The following is an 18,251-nucleotide window of genomic DNA, read 5'->3' as shown; positions in this document are numbered from 1 at the left end:
CGGCTGCGTTGGCAAAGGACAGGAGCGCCCGGGACGACCCACGCCAGACTTGACTAGTTCAGTGAAGGAACCCATCCCACTTCAATTCGTAGCGGGATCCGCCGGGCATGGCGTGCTGGCCGGGCAACTGTTCGACGGCCCGGGCCAACTCCAGTCCAACCGGCCCGAGCAGGTCGGGTGCCAGCTTGCCCACCCTGCCAGTGTTGCCCTAGGCAAGCGCTTCGCGCCACCCCACGCACCCGCGAGCACTGGCGGAACATCCGCACCGACAACGAGACCATCGTCTCGGAGGGCGATCTGCCGCTCGGCGTCAGGGCCGCGGCCTACTCGCCGGACGGCCGGGTCATCGCCGTCACCGGAACCCGTGGTGAGGTGCTCACCATCGACGTACGATCGGGCCAGTTCAGGCAGTCGCCGATCCCCGACCGCACCGTCACGGGACTGTCGATCCGCTTCTCCCCGGACGGCTCGCGACTGGTGTCGGGCGCCGCGGACGGCACCATGAGCGTCTGGGACGCACGCACGCTCGAGCAGCTCGGCAGCGTGACCATCGCGGCCGGCACCGGGTCGAAGACCATGGCCCAGGTCTTTGCCGAGGGCAACGACATCGTCGCCATCGCGGCGTCCGACGGTTCGGTGTACCGCTGGGACACCCGCATCGACCATACCCTCGCCTACGCGTGCAGGATGGTCGGGCGCAACTTCACCGCCGAGGAGTGGAAGGACGCGTTCGGCGACCACCCGTACAAGAAGACCTGCCCCTGATCGCGCGCGGGCAGGGTGCGCGGGTGGGACGCAGCGACCACCCGCACTTCCTGGCGATCCAGACGCAGTGTCGCGGATCTCCTGACCGATCACGGACGATGTCCGCCCAACGGGTGAGACAGGCCTCACGCGCGGTCGGGGCACGCCTGAGGCCTGACTACCCCGACGCCTTACCTCGGCGCCTCCAACCCAAGCGGAGAAGCAGAAAGCACGGTCACAAGCACCTCTTGACCGGCCCCGCTCCTTCAGGGATGACCTGGGGTTTGGGTGGAGCCGCCTGTCGGAATCGAACCGACGACCTTCTCACTACGAGGAAGAACTACACCGTCGCATCTGCTCTCAACCAGCGCTTGGCAACACGGCCGCTCCCAGCGAGCGCAAGATCCCCATGCATATCCGTCGTTTGGTGCCCTGCGTCTCGACCACCCAAGGTCGCGCTCACGCCTTGCCGACGCCTCGACCAGACGCTGCACGGGTACCTCGGCTTTGAGCCTGTTCAGCTCTGCGTCGGGATCCTCGCCACGGCCAACTCCTGTCAAGAACGTTACTTCGCTCGCTAGATTAGATCTAGTTTGCTCTGAATCGTCAACGACACCCGAAGGCGGCACCTATGGCTCAGGCACCAGCGACCCCTCTGCACGCACCCGGAAGCGAACCCGCGACCGACGCCAACTTCGCCGCCCGCCTCGCAGCGGCACGCAAGACTCAGGCGCTCACCCAGCAGCAGCTCGCCGACCGCTCCGGCGCCCACGTCACCCAGATCCGCCGCTACGAGGCCGGCACCAGTCAGCCCAGCCTCGACGTCCTCCGCGCCGTCGCCCTCGCGCTCAACATCAGCGCTGACTCACTCCTCTTCGACGACGACGAACGCGGCCCCCAAAGCCCCACGCTGCGGCTCAAGCTCGAAGCCGTCAACCAGTTCACCCCCGAAGAACAAGAACATGTTGCCGCCTTCGTCGAAGGCGCACTACTGCGCCACCACGCCCGTCAAGCATTCAGCGGCCAAGCCAGCTGAGCATCATCACCATGACTCCCGCTCGGCAGGTGCGAGCCGTCTTCGACGACGCCACGATCACCGTCTACCAGGCCTACTCCGCGGCAATCGCCATCCCGGCAGCCGCCAACAACTCCTTCAACGGGACACCCTTCAAGCTCGACCGGATGACCTGGATCAAGCCTTCATTCCTCTGGATGATGTATCGCTCCGGGTGGGCCACCAAGCCCGGGCAAGAATACGTCCTAGCCATCAAGATCACCCGCACCAGATTCGAGGAAGCCCTGTCCCAGGCCTGCCTCAGCCACTTCGACCCCGACGTCTATCCCGACCACGCTTCCTGGGAAGAGCGCAAGCGAACCAGCTCTGTCCGCGTCCAATGGGACCCCGAGCGGAACCTCGCACTCGAGCCCCTCCCGTGGCGCTCACTCCAAGTCGGCCTCAGCGGCGCAGCGGCCCACGACTACGTCAACCGCTGGACCGTCCACATCGACGACATCACACCCCACGTCCACGACATTCACGAGCACATCGCCTCCGGACGGAGCGACATCGGCAGAACCGAGCTCCCGCCGGAACAGCCCTACCCAATACCGCACAACCTCGCACGGATCATCGGTGCGACAGCTGGGAAGTGACGAATCAGGCGCTCGCAGCTGGCTCGACAGACCGCGCCCCTGCGGCTGTCAGCAGCCAGACCAGGGACTCAAGGGGGGCAGGCCAACCATCGACAAGCACCAACACTCTCCTGCCGTCGTAAGCCCACCAGCGCCACGACCGCGTGTGCGAATCGACGGCACCAAGCCAATCTACGAGCGTCCACCCAAGCTCAGCCTCGGCTTGCGCTTTCCCCGCACGGTCAAGCGCACGCCAACGGGCCAGCCACCTCTCCCGCTCATCCGCCGTCTGCGCAGGCGAACATGCCGCGACGAACCACCCAGGCAACCTCTGGACCCACGCCGAATTCTCGGGGTCCAGCCCGTCCTCGCCACCTTCGATCACGGCCCCCATCACCGACCGCGCTCGCTCCACAACCTCGTCAGGACTATCGGCTTCCACAACCAATCCCTCAACAAGACCTGGTGCGGACGAAGATGGAACGCCGACCCCTGGGCGCAGACGCTCCAACTCTTCTCGGCCCGTCAGCATCGGCCACTCCCAGCAATGATCGCGCAGGCCAAGTCCGCGAATTCAGACGACGCAAGGCCAAGTGATCTGTCCGTACGCCTGATGTCGACCTGCTGGATCGGCGCCCCAGCCCCGCCGCGCTGGGGGACGGCGCGCGCGAAGAGCGAATCCGCGTACGACTGCGGAACCTCGAACGACTTCAAGACGGCATCAGCCATGCCCGGCTGAGCCTGCTTCTGCGCCAAGTACTCAAGCGCCCGCGCCCTATCGCCGAAATTCAGGTAGAGCATGGAGTCTCCGTGGATGGAGACATCACCAGCAGTCCCGATCGACAACCGGGTATTCGCCACACCCTCCACACGGTACACCGTTACGTTCTTTGCGGCGTCGTCGGCTAGTTTGGCTGCGGCTTTGTCGGCCAAGGCGATCGCGGTTCTGTCGGCAACTCGTGCTCCGGTGCCGGCGGCTCCTCCGGTGGGGATGAGCATGGGGACGACAATGCGGCCGACGTCGTAGCTGGTGCTCCCCGTATCGGCCACGCCGGTCTTCTCGACCATGCTGTGGTAGATCTGGCTGTCAGTCGGGACACCCGCAGCTTGGCGCAGGCCGTTGAATGGGGTTGCCTGCTGGGCTGTCTCGACGATGCCCTCGGTCCCACCGAGGACGAAGTTGTCGACCGCGGTGTTGAACGAGTCCTTCGAGGCACCAACGATCTTCGGGGTTCCCGGGTTCGATGGGTCTGGCGCGATCGTGCACTCCGGGCACAGCGACAAGTCATAGGCATAGTTGCCGCCGCTGGCGGTCTCTTCGCGGTTCATATGCCCGCTCTGCTCGACGCGGCTGACAGGGTTGCCGCCGCCGAACATGTACCGGTTGGTGTTCCACGGATCCGACCCGAGCGCCATGTCTTGCAGGGCGCCGGCGAACATGTCGCGAGACAGGAACCGGTTCAGACCGGGGTTGTACTCACGGAACCCCATGTCATACGTGCCGGTCGCACCGTCGAAGCGGCTCGAGTTGTACCGATACGGGTTCACCACATCCGCGTCGCTGTTCGGGTTCCCGGTGATGGCGTCATCGCCGGTGGTGCCGACCTTGTCGGTCTGACCGTAGGCGGTGTACCGGTACGTCGACGTGGTGCTGCCCGTCGACGCGTCGGTCAGGGTTTCGACGTCGCCGTGGGGGTTGGTTCCGTAGTACGACTTCTTGGTTGTGGTCGTGTTGACGGGGGTGTCGACCAGCGAGAGGTTCTCGCCCCCTGGACCGTAGGCGTAGGACTTGGAGGTCTTCCAGGTGCCGGCGGTGTCTTTCTCTTCCTCGGCGGCTATCTGGTCGGCCAGGCCGACGAAGGTGTAGCGGGTGCTGATGGACGCCGCGGTGCCGACCTTTTCGGACTGGCTCGAGACCCGGTCGAACGGGTCGTAGATCTGGTTGCGGGTGAAGGTCGGGGTGCCGGCGGTGTCGAACTTCTGCTGCCGGACGAGGCGGTCGTAGCCGTCGTAGGCGTTCTGCTCCACCACCTGCGCACCAACATCGGTGGTGGTGGAACGCCCGAACGGGTCGTAGCGCTGGTTGAGTGTCGTCGCACCGGTGACGGTCTTGATCAGGCGGTTGCGGTCGTAGGTCATCGTCGACACCGTGGCGCCGATGGTTTGCTTGGTGGTGTTGCCGGCCGCGTCGTATTCGTAGGACTCGTTGTCGCCCTTGTCGACACCGGTCTTGCCGACGGCGGCGAGTTGCCGGGCGGGTGTGTAGGTGTAGCTGGATGCCTGATCCAGGTACTGCGACGTACCCGCTTGGAGGACCTTCTCGACGTCTTGGGAGCGGTCGCCGTCGGGGTTGTAGCGCAGCGAGTGTGACGAGACGAGCTGGCCGCCGCTGGTCTTCTCGGTTTGGATCCGGGGCAGGCCGTCCTCGTGGTAGGTGAACGTCGCCAGGTTGCGGTTCGGCTTGGTGACCGTCGAACGCAGACCACGGGGGTCGTAGGTGTAGGACCAGGTGTCCAGCGGACCCGCCGCGGTGGCGCCGGCCTTGACCGTGTCGACCAGATTGCGGACGTCCCAGGTGTAGGCGGTGTAGCGCGTCACACCCACGGTGTTCGCGTCCGGGTCGCGCTGCGCGTTGGTCGACAACACGTTGGAGTCGAGGTCGTAGGTGTAGTCGGTCTTCGCCTTGTTGGTGGAGCCCTTGAGCTCCTGTACCTGCGTGGTGCGGGCCAGGCCGTCGGTGGTGACCTTGAACGTGTCGGTCGCCGCGTTCGGGTTGTTGTCCTTGACCTCGCTCTGCTGACCGTTCAGGTCGTAGTTGTAGGTGAACGACCGCGACGCCACCGGGCTCGTCGACACCAGCTTGATCGCGTCCGCGGCCACCACACCTGCGGTCGCCGGCTTCAAGGTGATGGTCTTGGCGACACCGTTCGGGAACGAGTAGTTGCCGAGGTTGACCCACGGCGTGGCCGCGGTGCAGGCCTTCTGGTCAACCGTCTTCGTGGCCGCGCCGGTGGAGTGGTTGATCGTGTACGTCGCGGCCGTGCTCGCGTCCGTACGCACCGGGCACGAGGCATAGACATCGAACGAGCCTGCGACGTCGGGCAGGACCCGCCAGTTGAAGGTGTCGCTGGCGGCCGGTGTCCCGACCGCGGCGGCCGGGTGAGTGCGGTAGTTCGCCCCCTGGGTGTTGGTACCACCGGTGACGGTGGCCCAGGTGCCGGTCGACGTGGTCTGCCACGCGTCGGCGTTGTCGATCACATCCACCGGCTGCTGCGCCGCCGTGTCCGAACGCGACGCCAGCGCACCGTCCGGGTAGTAACCGAAGGCCTGCGTCCGTTTGGCGTCGTCGCCGGGCACGGTCAGGGTGCGGTTGGTCTGCTGCCCGAGCGGGTTGTATCCGTACGTCGCGGTGATCTGCCACGTATCGGTGGAGGTCTTGATGTCACCGGACCCGTAGTAGGTGAAGTTCGTCCACTGCGACGCCGGTGGAGCCGTGGCGGCGAAGGTCGGTTCGGACTGGGCCTTGATCTCGCCGGTCGGGTAGTACTGGATAAACGTGCTGGACGGCGTCTTGTAGAGAGTGGTCGCGGTGTCGAACGCGCCCTTCTTCTGGACCGGCCGGTTGGTCTTGTCGTACACCGTCTCGGAATACCTGCCACTAGGCCGGGTCTGACGGGTCACGTTGCCGACCTCGTCATAGGTCAGCTTGGTCACCCGCTGCTCCTGGTGCCCTCCGATCGGGGTGTGCGGAACGCTGACCTCGATCGGCTGACCGGCCTCGTCGTACTTGGTCGTCTTCGCGTGCCCGGTCTGGTTAATCTCCGACGTCACCAGGCCGTCGGCGTCGTACACCGTCTTGCTGGTGTAGCCGGCCGCGTCGGTGACCGCGGTCGGCCGGTGGTTCAGGTCGTAGACCGTCTTCGACGTGTAGTCGGTCGCCGGGGAAGCGTTCCGCAGCGGGTCCATCACCGTGACCTGGTTGCCGACCAGGTCGTACTCGAACGTCGTGGTCGGCGTCTTCGTGGATCCGTCCGAATCGACGAACGGCGTCTCGACCTTCAGCACCTGACCGATCCGGTCGAACGTGTACCTCGTGACGAAGTCGTTCGGGTCCGTCGTCGACGCGACGCCCTTCGGCGCGGTCTCGGTGACCTTGCGGCCGAGCACGTCGTAGGTGTAGACGAGCTGCCGCCCGGTGGTGTTGTTGTTGTCCGGCAGCGTCTTGGTCAACAAGTTGTCCGCGGCATCGAACGTCGACACCGACTCCGCACCGTTAGGGGCAGTCTCCTTCGTGACGTTGTCGTTGAGGTCGTACTCCGTCTGGGTGGTGCGGGTCACCGCGGGGGTCTGGGTCGCGTCGTAGGGCGTGGTGACCTTGGCCGGCCGGCCGAACGCGTCGTACTCCGCAGTCGTCAACCGCAGTAACGCGTCCTTGACCTGGACCACGTTGCCGCGGGCGTCATACAGGAACTCGGTCTTGGCCAGTTCAGGATCGGTGATCGACAGCGGATAGCCGCTGGGGTCGTAGTTGGAATCGGCGCCGTACTGCGTCGCGTTGCCCCGCGCGTCGGTGGCCGTGGCGAGGGTGCCGTTGGGGTTGTAGGTGTAGGTCGGCCCGTAGCCGCGGCCGTTCTTGACAGTTTTGATGTTGCCGTTCGCGTCGTAGGTGAACGTGTCAGTGCGACCGGCGGCGCTCTTCTTCGACAGCAGCACGGTCGGCTTCGCGCCAGTGGTCAGCGTCTGGTAGGTCAGCACCACACCCGGCAGACCGTTCTTGACCGCCATCGCGTCCTTCACGATCAGCGGATACCCGGTCTTCGGGTCGTACTCCCACGTCGACACAGCGTCGTTGGGTTCCTGCAGCCGAATCACGTTGTGGTCGCTGTCCCACGCCAGCAACGTGGCCTTGGTACCTCCGGTGGCGTTCTGGTTCGCGTCCAGGATGCTGGTGGTGCGGCCGTACCCGTCCATCCGGTACGTCGTCACCGACGGCGTACCGCCGTTGACGTCGCTGACCGTGGCGATGATGTCCTTGGCGGCCGAACCGTCCGGGTCGGCGTACGAGAACGTGGTGTTGTTGCCGCGGCGGTCGGTGTAGTTCTTCGGCCACGACGCGTACGACGAGTTCTCGGTCGAGGTGTAGTACTGCACCTTCGTCTCGGCGTTCCGCGGGTCCTTCACCGAGATCAGTTTCGTGTTCGAGTTGTTCGAAGCATCCGTGTAAGCGAACTGAAACGCCTTCACCGGCGCGCCCGCCCCGAACGTCGCCGTACCAGGGTCGAAGGCACCGCCGTCCTCGAGCCGGGTCAACTGCGAGGAGGTGTTGTAGTTGAACTTCAGCGCCCGCCCCGAGAGGTCGCGGATCCACACCAGCTTCCTGGCACCCCCGGGCTCGTAGCCCAGCGTCAGAACCTGCCGGTTGCGGGCGTCGGTGACCGTGGTCAACCGGCCGGAGATGTCGTAGGCGAACGACATGGTGTTGCCGTTGCGGTCCACCACCGACGTCTGCCGCCCGGTGTCTTGGTTGAAGTAGAACCGGGTGCCGTCCGGCCGGGTGAACACCCACTGGTGAGCCGCGTCGGCGGTCAGGTCACGCGTCAGGTCCAGGCCGACGCCGGGCGGGCGGGTGTAGGTCAACAGGCTGGCCGTCTCGGTGGCGAGCTTGTAGGTGTGGGTCGTGCCGTCGCCGTCGATGAACGTCATCAGGTTGTTGACACTGCCGCCGGTCGGCACCGAAAGATCACTGCCGAGCCGGGTGAGCGTGGCCGCCTGGACGGAGAACCCGAACCCAGCCCGCGGGTTGGTGCCGTCCATGCTGTTATATGCGAGCCGCACGAACGCCGACGGCCCGATCGACGGGTTCGACAACGCGTCGTAGGACCAGACAGCGTTACCGGAGTACAGGTTCGCCAGCAACTGCGAACCGCCACCGGTCTCCTCGCCCGTGTAGGACAAGAACTTCTCCAGACCCAACTGGTTCGAGCCCGGGTCCTCGACGTAGCGGTTCACACACAGGTACCCGGTGGTGACGACCGCGCAGCCCTGGGACGGCCGCGTGGTGTTCGACGACGGCGGGTTGGTCTTGGAGAACCAGTCATCGCCGGTCGACAGATCCAGGTAGATGTCGTAGGCCAGGCGCTTGGTGCCGGTGTCGGAGTTGATCGGCGTGCGGATCGGCAACTTCAGAGGCACCGACTCACCCGGGGCCAGGGCTTTGCCCAGCGGCACGAAGTTGCGGTCCCCGGACACCGTGATGTCGGTGGTGCTGCCCGGCTCGGTCCACCGGTAGGACAGCTGCAGCCCGGCGGGCCAGGTTTGGTTGGTCGTGTTCGTGACCGTGACCGGCGTGGTGATCGTGGTGCCCGGGACGAACCGCTCCGGCATCTCGTCGGCCCGATAGGTCTCGGCCTCGTTCTTGGCCAGGTGTTCGATCCACAACCTGGGCTGGAACAGTTTGTCGGGCGACTCGCCGTTCGTGATGCTGATCAACTGCTGGCCCGTCGCGCCGGCTGCCTCGTCGCGTGTTCTCAGCAGCAGGCCGTGGTTGTCGCCCGGGTTGTCGACCCACGTCTGCACCTTTGTCAGCAGGCTCGTGTTGCCGACGGTTGGCGCGAACGTCAAGCGCTGCGCGTTGCCGTCGGGGCGGACCGACGCCAGCATCGTCGTGTCGTAGTCACCGCCCGGAGCGGTCCAGTTGATCGTCGAATCGGCCTGATTCCAGGTCGCCTGGTCCTCCTTGAACGGCCGGGTCAACGCGTGCAGGTCGAAGTCCGCGCGCCCGGAGCCGGAGCCGTAGTTCGAGAACAGCTCCACCCGCGCGTCGGTGACCTTCGTGCCCTGCTTGATGGCCGACGTGTCGAACTCGAACACGCCGCGCTCGTCGCCGTAGGTCGGGTGGTTGTTGCCGACCTGCACCCAATACCGGGTGTTGGTGCTGCCACCGTCCGGACGCTGTAGGTTCACCGTCGGCTGGGTCTTGCTCAGCGTGGTGTCGGAGATGCCGCTGGTGATGTCGCCGCTGAAGGACTGCATGATGCGGCCCTCGCGCGGCATCGTGACAGTCTGCACGTTCGACGCGGCCTGGCCGTTCGACGCCCCGTCACCCACCGTGCGGGCCACGACCCAGTAGTTGTACGTCGCCGGGTCGGTCGCAGTCGACGGCTTCGCCGTGTCGTCAGTGAACGATGTCACGTCCGGTGCGACCGTCCCGACCGGCTCCAGCGAGCCCGGAGAGGTCGTCGAGAAGTAGTCACCCACCGGCGAGGCGCAGCCGTTCGCCGGCAGGGCGCGGCAGCCCCGGAAGATCTGGTACTCGACCAGGTCGTCGTCATCGGCCGGCGTCGGATCGACGTACTTGCTCCACGACAACTCCGCACCCGACGCGTTGATCGTCGACGGCGGGTTCAGCGTCACGCCGGGCTCGTCGTAGGTGATCACCAGGTTCGGCCGCGCCGCGGTCTCCCCGCCGAGCGTCGCCTCGCTCGCGGTGTAGTACAGGCCACCGGCCGGCGCCGTCGCCGGGACCTCGTCGACAGCCTTCAGCATCACCCCGAAGTTCGACGCCGGATTGTTCACCCACGACTGCACATAGCTGCCCAGCGCGTACGAGTGCCACCCATCCCGGTCGCCGGCCTGCTTCGTCGCAGTGGAGTACTTCGTCCACAACATCGCATCCGCGACCGGGATCGTCGCCACCCCGGACTGCTCGCGAGTGATCTTCACCCGCGTCGTGTTACCGGGCCGCGCGTGGATCGTGCCCAACGTGTACCAGTCGCCCGCCGCCGTGCCGATCGTCTGGTTCCACGTCACGTTCTGCGTCGTCACCTGACCATCGGCCGTCGCACCGGTCAGCGTCGTCGGCAACTTGCCCCGCACACTCGACGGGAAGTAGTGCCCCTGCACCTGGTAGTCACCCTCGCTCGGCACCCGCGCGTCCCACGTGAACGCATCCGGGCTCGTGCCAGTCGGCGCATACGAGAACGAATCGTTGATCGCATCGTCGTTGTGCTGGTCCTTCCACAGACCCTCATACGACGACGACAACGTGTCCTGATCGTCCACCGTCACCTTGTTGGTGGCATACGTGCCGTTCCACGCCGCGTTCATCGACGACCACGTCGCCGTGGCCTCCGACCAACCCGAAGTGACCTTCACCGCCGCGAACGGCAGCTTCACGTCCGCAGCGAACCCCGCACCGTAATGCATGTTCAGATCAGCGGACCGGATCGTCGTCGTGGTCGGGATCATCGACGTGTCGAACTTCAGCAGACCCCGCCAGGTGTTGTGGCTCAGGTCATCGCCGACCAGGACCGTCGAGTTGGTGCCGTATGTCGCGGTCGGGTTCGCCTCGGAGATCGACGTGTCCTGCGCGGTGCCCGGATCCGGCACGACCACGATCGTCGGATCGATCGCGACCGGGAACACCCGCTCCTTCGCCGCCAGCCAGGCCTGATCCGGCTTGAGCGTGAGCAGCGTCTTGCCGCCCTGCTGGCTGATCGTCTGCGTGATCTTCTCCGAGTATCCCGGCTGGCCGAGCCGGTTCTGCGCCGAGGAGTCGTACATGTTCGGCGCCGGGATCACGTACCTCGGCCGCGTGTCGCCGTTTTTCTTGAAGAAGCCGATCGACCCATCCGGCTGCACCTTCGCGGTCAGACCGTTGGTGCGCAGCTCGAACGCGTACTCGTCCGCGGCATCGGCGGCAGCCGTGAGCACGACTGTCTCCTTCACCCCGGTGCGCGACACGTAGTACCGCACGTCCGCCGTACCGAACACGTCCGCGAACACCACCGACGAGTCCTTCACCAACGGCGTCAACTGCCGCTTCTCACCGACCGCACCAAGGCTGATCGACGCCCCATCCGCCTCGAAACTCAGCAGCCGGTCGCTCGACTTGCCGAACCGCGTCCGGAAGGTGTTCTTCGCGTTCTCGAACGAGTCGTCACCGGTGCCGGCAGTGACCTTGGTGTCGATGTCCTGCCACTTGCCCTTGGAGTCCTTGTAGTGCACCGGCTCCGTGGACAGCTCGACCTGCGTCGTGCCGTCCGACATGCGGTAGCTCGTGGTGGACGCCGTCCGCCGCTCCTCCAGCTCCCGGACACGCACCGGCTTCCCCGTCGCGGCTGCGATGGTCGACGAGGTCTTGGCGACCCGTGCCGGCGCCGGCGGTGCAAGCGGACCGGCAACGGCACGAGGCGCCTGCTGAACAGCGGCCTGCACGGGTTGCGCGACCTGCTGTGCATGCGCGAGAGCGGAAGCGGGGACTCCGAGGGATGCCGAGAGAGACAGGATCAGGGCAGACGTCAGCAACCTGTGGGCGCGGCGCATCGACACTCCAAAGCTGGGCGGGAATCCGGCGCACCCCGAGTACCACCGGCGAAGTCAAGAAGATTTGTACCTGCTGAACACTCACCGTGGCAACTCAGTTGCATGTTGTTGCGACGACGCGCCAGCAGCGACCCGCCGGCCGACCCGACCGTGTTATACAGCCCACGGGAGGCGCGGCCAGGGCTGCGTTGGCCGCTGCGAGGCCGTAGTGGACGTCGGCGGGGGTGTGCAGCCCGATACCGGTGTGGTGGTGGTCATGGTTGTAGATCTGGGTGAACTCGACGATGAACGTCCTGGCGTGCTGCACACCGATCCGAACCGGTCGGGAAACACCGGCGCGTACAAGGTCTTGAACCACGCCTCGGAAAACGGGTTGTCGTTCGACACCCGGGCCGGGAGTGAGACCGGGTGACGCCGAGGTCGGCGAGCAGGGCCGCGACGGTTTTCGAGGTCATCGAGGTGCCCCGGTCGGCGTGCACGACCTGCAGGATCCCGTGGATCGTGAAGACCTCACGCATCATTTCCTCTGCCAGGACGGCGGTTTCGCTGACATGGACAGGCGCGCCGACGACGTACCTGGAGTAGATGTCGATCATCACGTAAGCGTCGTAGTAGACGCCCTTTGCCGGACCGGGCAGCTTCGTAATGTCCCAGGTGAACACCTGCCCCGGACCGGTCGCGATCAGCTCGGGACGGACCCTGGCCGGATGGCGGGCAAGACGGCGGCGGTCTTTCACCTGCGCGTTCGCCGCCAAGATCCGGTACATCGTGGACACCCAGCACAGATACTCACCACGCGCCAGCAGCACGGCATACACCTGCACCGGGGTCCGGTCGACGAACTCGACCGCTCGGCGGCTCCCAGAGTTCATCCCGACGGTGAGAGGCATTGTCGAGCTAGCGGAGGTGCGACAGTCCGAGTGGGATGCCCTGATCACATGTCCATCCTGTTCGGTGTCGCACCACACCTCTCTGCTGTCTTCCAAGCCCTGAGTGGAAGCATTAGCGACTGGGTGATCGAGCAGTGGGGCGGCCCGCTTCCCACGAGCCCGCGCCCAAGTCGGCCGACTCGGCGATCAAGATCGCCAAGCGCTGGAAGTTCCGCCTGGACCTGCTGGAGCTCTTCGCGCGAGCTGCCGCCACCCAAGTCAAGGCACGCCGCCCACCTGGGCAGCCAACCGGATAGGCCCGCTGGCACTTTCCGCGGCTGCGGAGTGGCGGCCGTTCGCGGATCAGCTGCGGGCCGAGATCACGAGGCTGGTGGAGCCCTGGGCCGAGGTGACAGCACCGGACCTGGCCGGTCACGGCGAACGCTCCGACGACCTGGCGCATCACGGCGAGCGCTCCGGTGACCTGGTGTCCGTGGGGTCGGCAGGCCCGGCACGGTCTGTCGGTTGCACGGTTGGTCCAGGACCTCGCCGCGACGATCACCGAGCCAGTTGTTGCCGTCGGCCACTCCATGGTCGGCCAGGGCGTCGCACATCTCGCGGACCAGCACTCGGAGCTCGTCCAGACGATCGTCGTCATCGACTCCGCGTACGGCGCCGACGACGCCGAGATGGCTCGCTGTCCGGCCCCACTCCATGACCTCCGCACCCGCGGCACCGACTTCGGCGTCGAGTTCGTCGACCGTGCTTTCACCGGGGCCGACGGCACCCCGCTGCACCTGGCCGCCCGCACCCAGATGGCCCACACCCCCGGCCCAGTCCTGGCCGACCTCTACGAGTCCATGTACCTGACCCCAACCAGCATCGCCGCGCGCCCGGCTGGCCGCGAGAGCCTTCCTCCCCATCATCACCAAGCCCTGCCTCAGCCTCTACTCCAACGAGTACGCGTGGCCTTCGCCCGCACCATCGCCTGGACCGCCGACTCGGAGATCGAGGTCTGGCCAGGCACCACCCACTACCTTCACCAGCAACACGCAGCACAGTTCTCCGAACTCCTCAAAACATGGGTGTTTCAAACGCATTAGCGGCTTGACAATCCGACTCGGGCAGGTCTCCGTAGGAAGAGGGGGTAGTGGGGAGAGTTCGGCAGATGAATGCTGAGATGGATGGGGATTGGCCGCCGCGGAAGCGATGGATTCGGTACAGCCCGCGGCTCGGCCGGCTGGTGACGACGATTGATCTGTTCGATGCCGAGTTGGAGGCGCTGAAGGAATCGGCGACGCCTCAGGCGGAGAGGGATTGGCGGAATTCGCCGATCATCAAATGTGCGCGGCTCGACGCGCAGCCCGGCTGGGGCGTATCGACGATGGATGGGAATTCCTGCACAGCGCTCAGCGGCAAGCGTTTTACGCCTACTCCGCCCATGAGGTGGACAGTGAGATAGCGGCGCTGAAGCGCGAGAGCGCGTCGAAACTCGGCGGCTGGAGAACCACCGCCGCCGCAGCGAACGTCGCCATTGTCGAAGCGGAGCTCCAGAGGACCGTGCCGCCCAAGGTAGAGCCGCCGGAGCCAGTCGTCGTGGCGGACGGGCAGGCGTCGGAGGCGGCTTATGCTGTGCTGATCACGGTACGGCGACTGCTGGACGAGCACTCGCACAACACCTACCTCCGGTTGCGGTTGATCGGGCAGCGGCTCCTCCTGGCAACGGTCCTGCTGGCGGCGCTTCTCATCGGGCTGGGCTTTGCCGTTGCTGCCGACGTGCTCGGCCCGACGCAGTTCGCCTACATCACTGTCCTGCATGACTTCGGGACCTACTTGATGATCGGGTTTCTCGGCATCCTCGGCGCGCTGCTGAGCTTCGCGCTCGGCGCGTTGCCGTCGGGAACCAGCCGGCGGATCTACGAGTTGGCGTCCGGCCGGTACTCGGCAACCATCGCCCGGGTTCTCACCGGCGCGACGGCTGCCATCGTGGTGGCCATCGCGATCCAGGCAGGCGTCGTCCCGCTGGAGGCGAAGTGGTTGCCAATGTTCGCCATCGCGGCGGGTTTCAGTGAGCGGCTGGTACGGCGCATCGTCGAGTCGCTGAGCGCCGACGCCGAGAAGCCCCGGAGCTCGGCTCCTACGCCAGACAAACCAGCCTGACCCGACTTCGAGGAGTATCGCTGGTTGTCAAGGGCAACGAGCTCGACTGGGCCATCCCACCTCGCCGAGGGCGAACGGCTGCAGGTTGGTCAACGGTTGCCTGCGAGGACAATGAGGCCCTCGAAATCTAGGCCAACCGAGCTGCCTGCGGGCATGGACGCCGTCCTCTGAGTCAAGATCATCGAGGCATTGCGGTCGAGGATGCCCAGTCTCGAACTCGGTGATGCTGCGGGCGCCTCGGCGATTAGTACCTCCAGCTCAAAGTCCATCGATATGACTCCGTGAGGGGAAGGAAGGGGGAAAGCTTTCGTCGTACTGCGGTGCCATGGATCTGCTGGCCGTTGCCTCGAACAAGATCCTGGATGCATCAGGCGTCTCCAGGTGTTCTGGCCACGTGCCGTCCGCCGCCCTGTCGCCCGCTGCTCCTTGTGCAGTCCCACGACCGCGAGCACCTCGCGCGACACGATCTGTTCCTCTATCCGCAACATCCGCGACAGCTTCACGATCCCCGCCCGGCGCAACCGAACCCAATCCGTGGGACCGTCGCAGCATCCGACGATCCGAGCGGACTAGCCGCGCGATCGTTGTCTTGCCGAAGCCGCCCGCCCATGCACCGCCATAGTAATTACCACCGTCGCCGTGCCGCGCCGGCGGCGTAGCGCCTGCACGATCTGCTTCAGTTCCGCCAGCCGGTCGACAACCCATGACTCCGGACGCTGAGATGCAGGCACGACCATAGACAAGCACGCTCGTACCCTCGCTGCGCACCCCACACCAGCAGGGCAGCGACAGCGCCAGCCAGGGTCGCGCCACCAGTCCACCACACGGATGCCGCACAATGGCCGGAAACCATGGCGCCGCACCACCCGTGGCCACATTCGCTGCAACCGTCAGCACTGTCGCAGCCAGCGCCGCGATCACGACAGCCGTTGTCAGCAGCAGCAGCCGCCCTCCCCTCACCACGCGCCGCACACCCCCAACTGAAGATCACCATCTAACCCGACACGCTCAGTCACAGAAGGAGCCTGGGCGCTTATACAGGCCACTTGAATGAGACCGCCCATTGCAGCCAGAGTTCGCCCTGTGACTGAAACTGCGCACCTCTTAACGCACCCTAATCAACGGACATCGGTGAAGGAGTACGGCATACGTTGCAAAGTACAGTCGGGTGAACGCCCAGGTCAGGCGACATTTTGGCAATCAGTGGCAGGTTGTGGCCACTCTGGGCTGCTAATCAGCGGGTTCGGGGTTCGAGTCCCTGGCGGCGCACCAGCATCGAGGCCCAGGCAGACATCGCAATCTGCTCCTGGGCCTTTGTGCTTCCAGCGTGACCTTTACGCGACCTTTCGCCCTCGGACGTCGCCCTCGCACCCCCGCCGCGGCCAGGTGGGCCGCAGCGGCCCGGCAACATCTCGGCACCCACACACACCACTTCAGCCTCGGCCAGGTCGTGACTGTGAGTCACAGCGCCTGCGGCCTCATACCCTCCCCGCGGAGTCTCCGACAGCCGAGACGTTGAGCAGCCACCGACAGCTGACGTTGGGGGCCTGACATGGCGAGAGCACCACTGCCCATCGGTACCTGGGGACGCATTCACACCCGCGTCGAGAAGACCGACGAGAAGGGCCGGCCAACCAGCCACCGCGCACAGGCGAAGTACCGCGACCACGATGGCAAGACCCGGCCCGTGTCTGCGTTCGGCAAGACCAAGACGGCCGCCGAGACCAACCTGCTGAAGAAGCTCAAGGACCGCGCCCGGGCCAGTCAAGCGGGCGAGCTGACCGCAATGCACCGCATCCGGCAGGCGATCGAAATCTGGGAGGAAAAGTTCGCGGAACTCGTCGCCGGAGGTCAGCGGTCTCCGAGCTCACTGGACACCTATCGGCGCTCCATCCGGAACCACGTCCTCCCCGCACTCGGCGAGGTCCGCATCGGTGAAGCCACCACGCCCCGCATCGACAGCGTGATCTCCGAGATCAAGAAGCGCGCCGGCGCCCCGACAGCCCGGACCAGCCGCAGCATCATCTCCGGCGTGATGGGCCTCGCCGTCCGCTACGGCGCCATCACCGTCAACCCTGTGCGAGAAGTCGACCGCATCGAACACGACACCAAGAAGCTCCCCCGAGCCCTGACCGCGGAGGAAGTCCAGCTCCTGAGGAAGCACCTCAGAACCGACGAGCGAGCCGTTCGCGCCGACCTACCGGACCTGGTCACCTTCATGCTCGGAACAGGCGTACGCATCGGCGAAGCCCTGGCCGTTCTCTGGTCCCAAGCCGATCTCGACACCGGCAAGGTCAAGATCACCCACACCGTCGTGCGCATCACAGGCGAAGGACTGCTCCGTAAGACCACCAAATCAAGAGCAGGTCAACGCGAACTCGGCCTACCCGACTGGACACTCGCCATCCTGCGTGCCCGGTTCGCCGCCGGAGCCCGCCTCGACGAACCAATCTTCGCCGACACGCTCGGAGGCTTCCGAGATCCCTCTCACGTCCGCCGCTCCCTACGTGAAGCCCTCGCACCCGTCGGCAGCACCGCCCGCCGCGACCTCGGCCTCTCACTCCGCGCCGCCCGCCGCGAATCAGCCATGACCCGCAAGGACGTAGCCCAGGCGCTCGACTGGCCCCTGACCAAGATCGAACTCATCGAGACCGGCCGCACCAAGGTCGACCGAGAGCTGGCGACCACCCTCCTGCGCGCCTACAACATCCGAGACGACGAAGCCGCAACTCTCCTCGCCCAGGTCGACCAAGCCGCCGCACCAGCACCCTCAGACACCCTCGCCTGGATCACCTCCCACGCCTTCCGCAAAACCACAGCCACCGTCCTCGACAACGACGGCCAAACCGCCCGGCAAATCGCCGACCACCTCGGCCAGGCCCGGGTCTCCATGACCCAAGACACCTACCTAGACCGCAAATCCCCCAACCCCTCCGCCACCCAAGCCCTCCAACGAGCCTTCGAAGACCCCGACCTCCCCTGAGGCCCACACAGCAATCCGCTGCTCCGAAGTACCGAAGAGGTCGAGGATCTTTGCACCGCTCGCCCGCTGCAGTCATCGGCTGCAGTGAATGTGCGTCTGACCTGCGGGTTCATCACCCATCGATGATCAGCATCTCTCATCGCCTGCCAGCCTCCGTCGGGATGACCCGATTCGGGTCGTCGTCGGGGAGCGACTTGTCGTACCAGACCTCGTACAGCCCCGCCAGCGCCAGCGTCGTCGATCCGTCGGCCGGCCGGATCGCGAAGGGCTGCTTGAGCTTCTTGCCCGACAGCGAAACGAGCGCATCAGCTCCGACGACGCCGCGACGCTCGCGCACATCGTCTCCGCGATCATGTTCGTCAGCATGGCCGCGACAATCAACATCGCCAACCCGGTCGACGACATCGTGCAGGAGATCAGAAACCAAGTTCGCGTTCTGCTACATAGGTGATGTCGGCGGCGGGTCACGCAGGTCAAGTCCAGCGGGGTGGTGTAGCGGTTGTGTCGCGTGATCCTCTGGTTGGTTAGGCGCTGAGCGC

At 65.7% G+C, this 18,251-nt stretch carries 10 protein-coding genes and 1 pseudogene; 8 read left to right on the top strand and 3 right to left on the bottom strand.

Annotated elements, in window-relative coordinates:
* The first annotated feature begins 177 nt into the window (after positions 1-177).
* The 3 genes from ACFPJ1_RS41035 to ACFPJ1_RS41025 all read left to right on the top strand — a co-directional run bounded on the left by ACFPJ1_RS41035 (position 178) and on the right by ACFPJ1_RS41025 (position 2,397).
* Positions 178-765: a WD40 repeat domain-containing protein gene (locus ACFPJ1_RS41035; protein ID WP_380111811.1), complete on the top strand. Its 588-nt coding sequence runs from the start codon at positions 178-180 to the stop codon at positions 763-765.
* A gap of 610 nt (positions 766-1,375) precedes the next feature.
* The gene (locus ACFPJ1_RS41030) at positions 1,376-1,780 is read left to right on the top strand and encodes a helix-turn-helix domain-containing protein (RefSeq protein WP_380111810.1); all 405 of its coding nucleotides are present in this window, start codon (positions 1,376-1,378) and stop codon (positions 1,778-1,780) included.
* Positions 1,781-1,791: 11 nt separating this feature from the next.
* Positions 1,792-2,397, top strand: a complete 606-nt coding sequence (locus ACFPJ1_RS41025) for a DUF4291 domain-containing protein (protein WP_380111809.1) — start codon at positions 1,792-1,794, stop codon at positions 2,395-2,397.
* A gap of 504 nt (positions 2,398-2,901) precedes the next feature.
* Here the strand turns inward: ACFPJ1_RS41025 and ACFPJ1_RS41020 are convergent.
* Positions 2,902-11,700: a DNRLRE domain-containing protein gene (locus ACFPJ1_RS41020; protein ID WP_380111808.1), complete on the bottom strand. Its 8,799-nt coding sequence runs from the start codon at positions 11,698-11,700 to the stop codon at positions 2,902-2,904.
* Positions 11,701-11,881: 181 nt separating this feature from the next.
* Positions 11,882-12,545, bottom strand: a pseudogene (locus tag ACFPJ1_RS41015) (transposase); the annotation flags it as partial.
* Positions 12,546-12,724: 179 nt separating this feature from the next.
* On the opposite strand from ACFPJ1_RS41015, the gene ACFPJ1_RS41010 reads away from it, so the two are divergent.
* The 5 genes from ACFPJ1_RS41010 to ACFPJ1_RS40990 all read left to right on the top strand — a co-directional run bounded on the left by ACFPJ1_RS41010 (position 12,725) and on the right by ACFPJ1_RS40990 (position 17,712).
* Positions 12,725-12,886: a hypothetical protein gene (locus ACFPJ1_RS41010; RefSeq protein WP_380111807.1), complete on the top strand. Its 162-nt coding sequence runs from the start codon at positions 12,725-12,727 to the stop codon at positions 12,884-12,886.
* Between the two features lie 216 nt (positions 12,887-13,102).
* Positions 13,103-13,672 carry an alpha/beta fold hydrolase gene (locus tag ACFPJ1_RS41005; protein ID WP_380111806.1) on the top strand — a complete coding sequence of 190 codons (570 nt, stop codon included), beginning with the start codon at positions 13,103-13,105 and terminating at the stop codon, positions 13,670-13,672.
* 65 nt (positions 13,673-13,737) lie between these two features.
* Entirely contained in the window at positions 13,738-14,031 is a 294-nt protein-coding gene (locus ACFPJ1_RS41000) for a hypothetical protein (protein ID WP_380111805.1), read from the top strand.
* Entirely contained in the window at positions 14,016-14,729 is a 714-nt protein-coding gene (locus ACFPJ1_RS40995) for a hypothetical protein (protein ID WP_380111804.1), read from the top strand. The genes ACFPJ1_RS41000 and ACFPJ1_RS40995 overlap by 16 nt, the downstream gene beginning before the upstream one ends.
* A 1,552-nt stretch (positions 14,730-16,281) precedes the next feature.
* The gene (locus ACFPJ1_RS40990; RefSeq protein ID WP_380111802.1) at positions 16,282-17,712 is read left to right on the top strand and encodes a phage integrase central domain-containing protein; all 1,431 of its coding nucleotides are present in this window, start codon (positions 16,282-16,284) and stop codon (positions 17,710-17,712) included.
* A 136-nt stretch (positions 17,713-17,848) separates the two neighbouring features.
* Here ACFPJ1_RS40990 and ACFPJ1_RS40985 read toward each other — a convergent pair whose 3' ends face one another.
* On the bottom strand, positions 17,849-18,049 hold the full coding sequence (locus ACFPJ1_RS40985) for a hypothetical protein (protein ID WP_380111801.1): 201 nt from the start codon (positions 18,047-18,049) through the stop codon (positions 17,849-17,851).
* Positions 18,050-18,251: the final 202 nt, after the last annotated feature.

This window comes from Kribbella qitaiheensis (assembly GCF_042657745.1).
In the GTDB taxonomy this organism is placed as follows: domain Bacteria; phylum Actinomycetota; class Actinomycetes; order Propionibacteriales; family Kribbellaceae; genus Kribbella; species Kribbella qitaiheensis.
This window is presented reverse-complemented; position numbering and strand designations above follow the sequence as displayed.

Excerpts from the sequence above, each read along its gene's own strand:
- ACFPJ1_RS41030 (WP_380111810.1), top strand. The coding sequence starts at position 1,376 with ATGGCTCAGGCACCAGCGACCCCTCTGCACGCACCCGGAAGCGAACCC.
- ACFPJ1_RS41025 (WP_380111809.1), top strand. The coding sequence starts at position 1,792 with ATGACTCCCGCTCGGCAGGTGCGAGCCGTCTTCGACGACGCCACGATC.
- ACFPJ1_RS41020 (WP_380111808.1), bottom strand. The coding sequence starts at position 11,700 with ATGCGCCGCGCCCACAGGTTGCTGACGTCTGCCCTGATCCTGTCTCTC.
- ACFPJ1_RS41000 (WP_380111805.1), top strand. The coding sequence starts at position 13,738 with ATGAATGCTGAGATGGATGGGGATTGGCCGCCGCGGAAGCGATGGATT.
- ACFPJ1_RS40990 (WP_380111802.1), top strand. The coding sequence starts at position 16,282 with ATGGCGAGAGCACCACTGCCCATCGGTACCTGGGGACGCATTCACACC.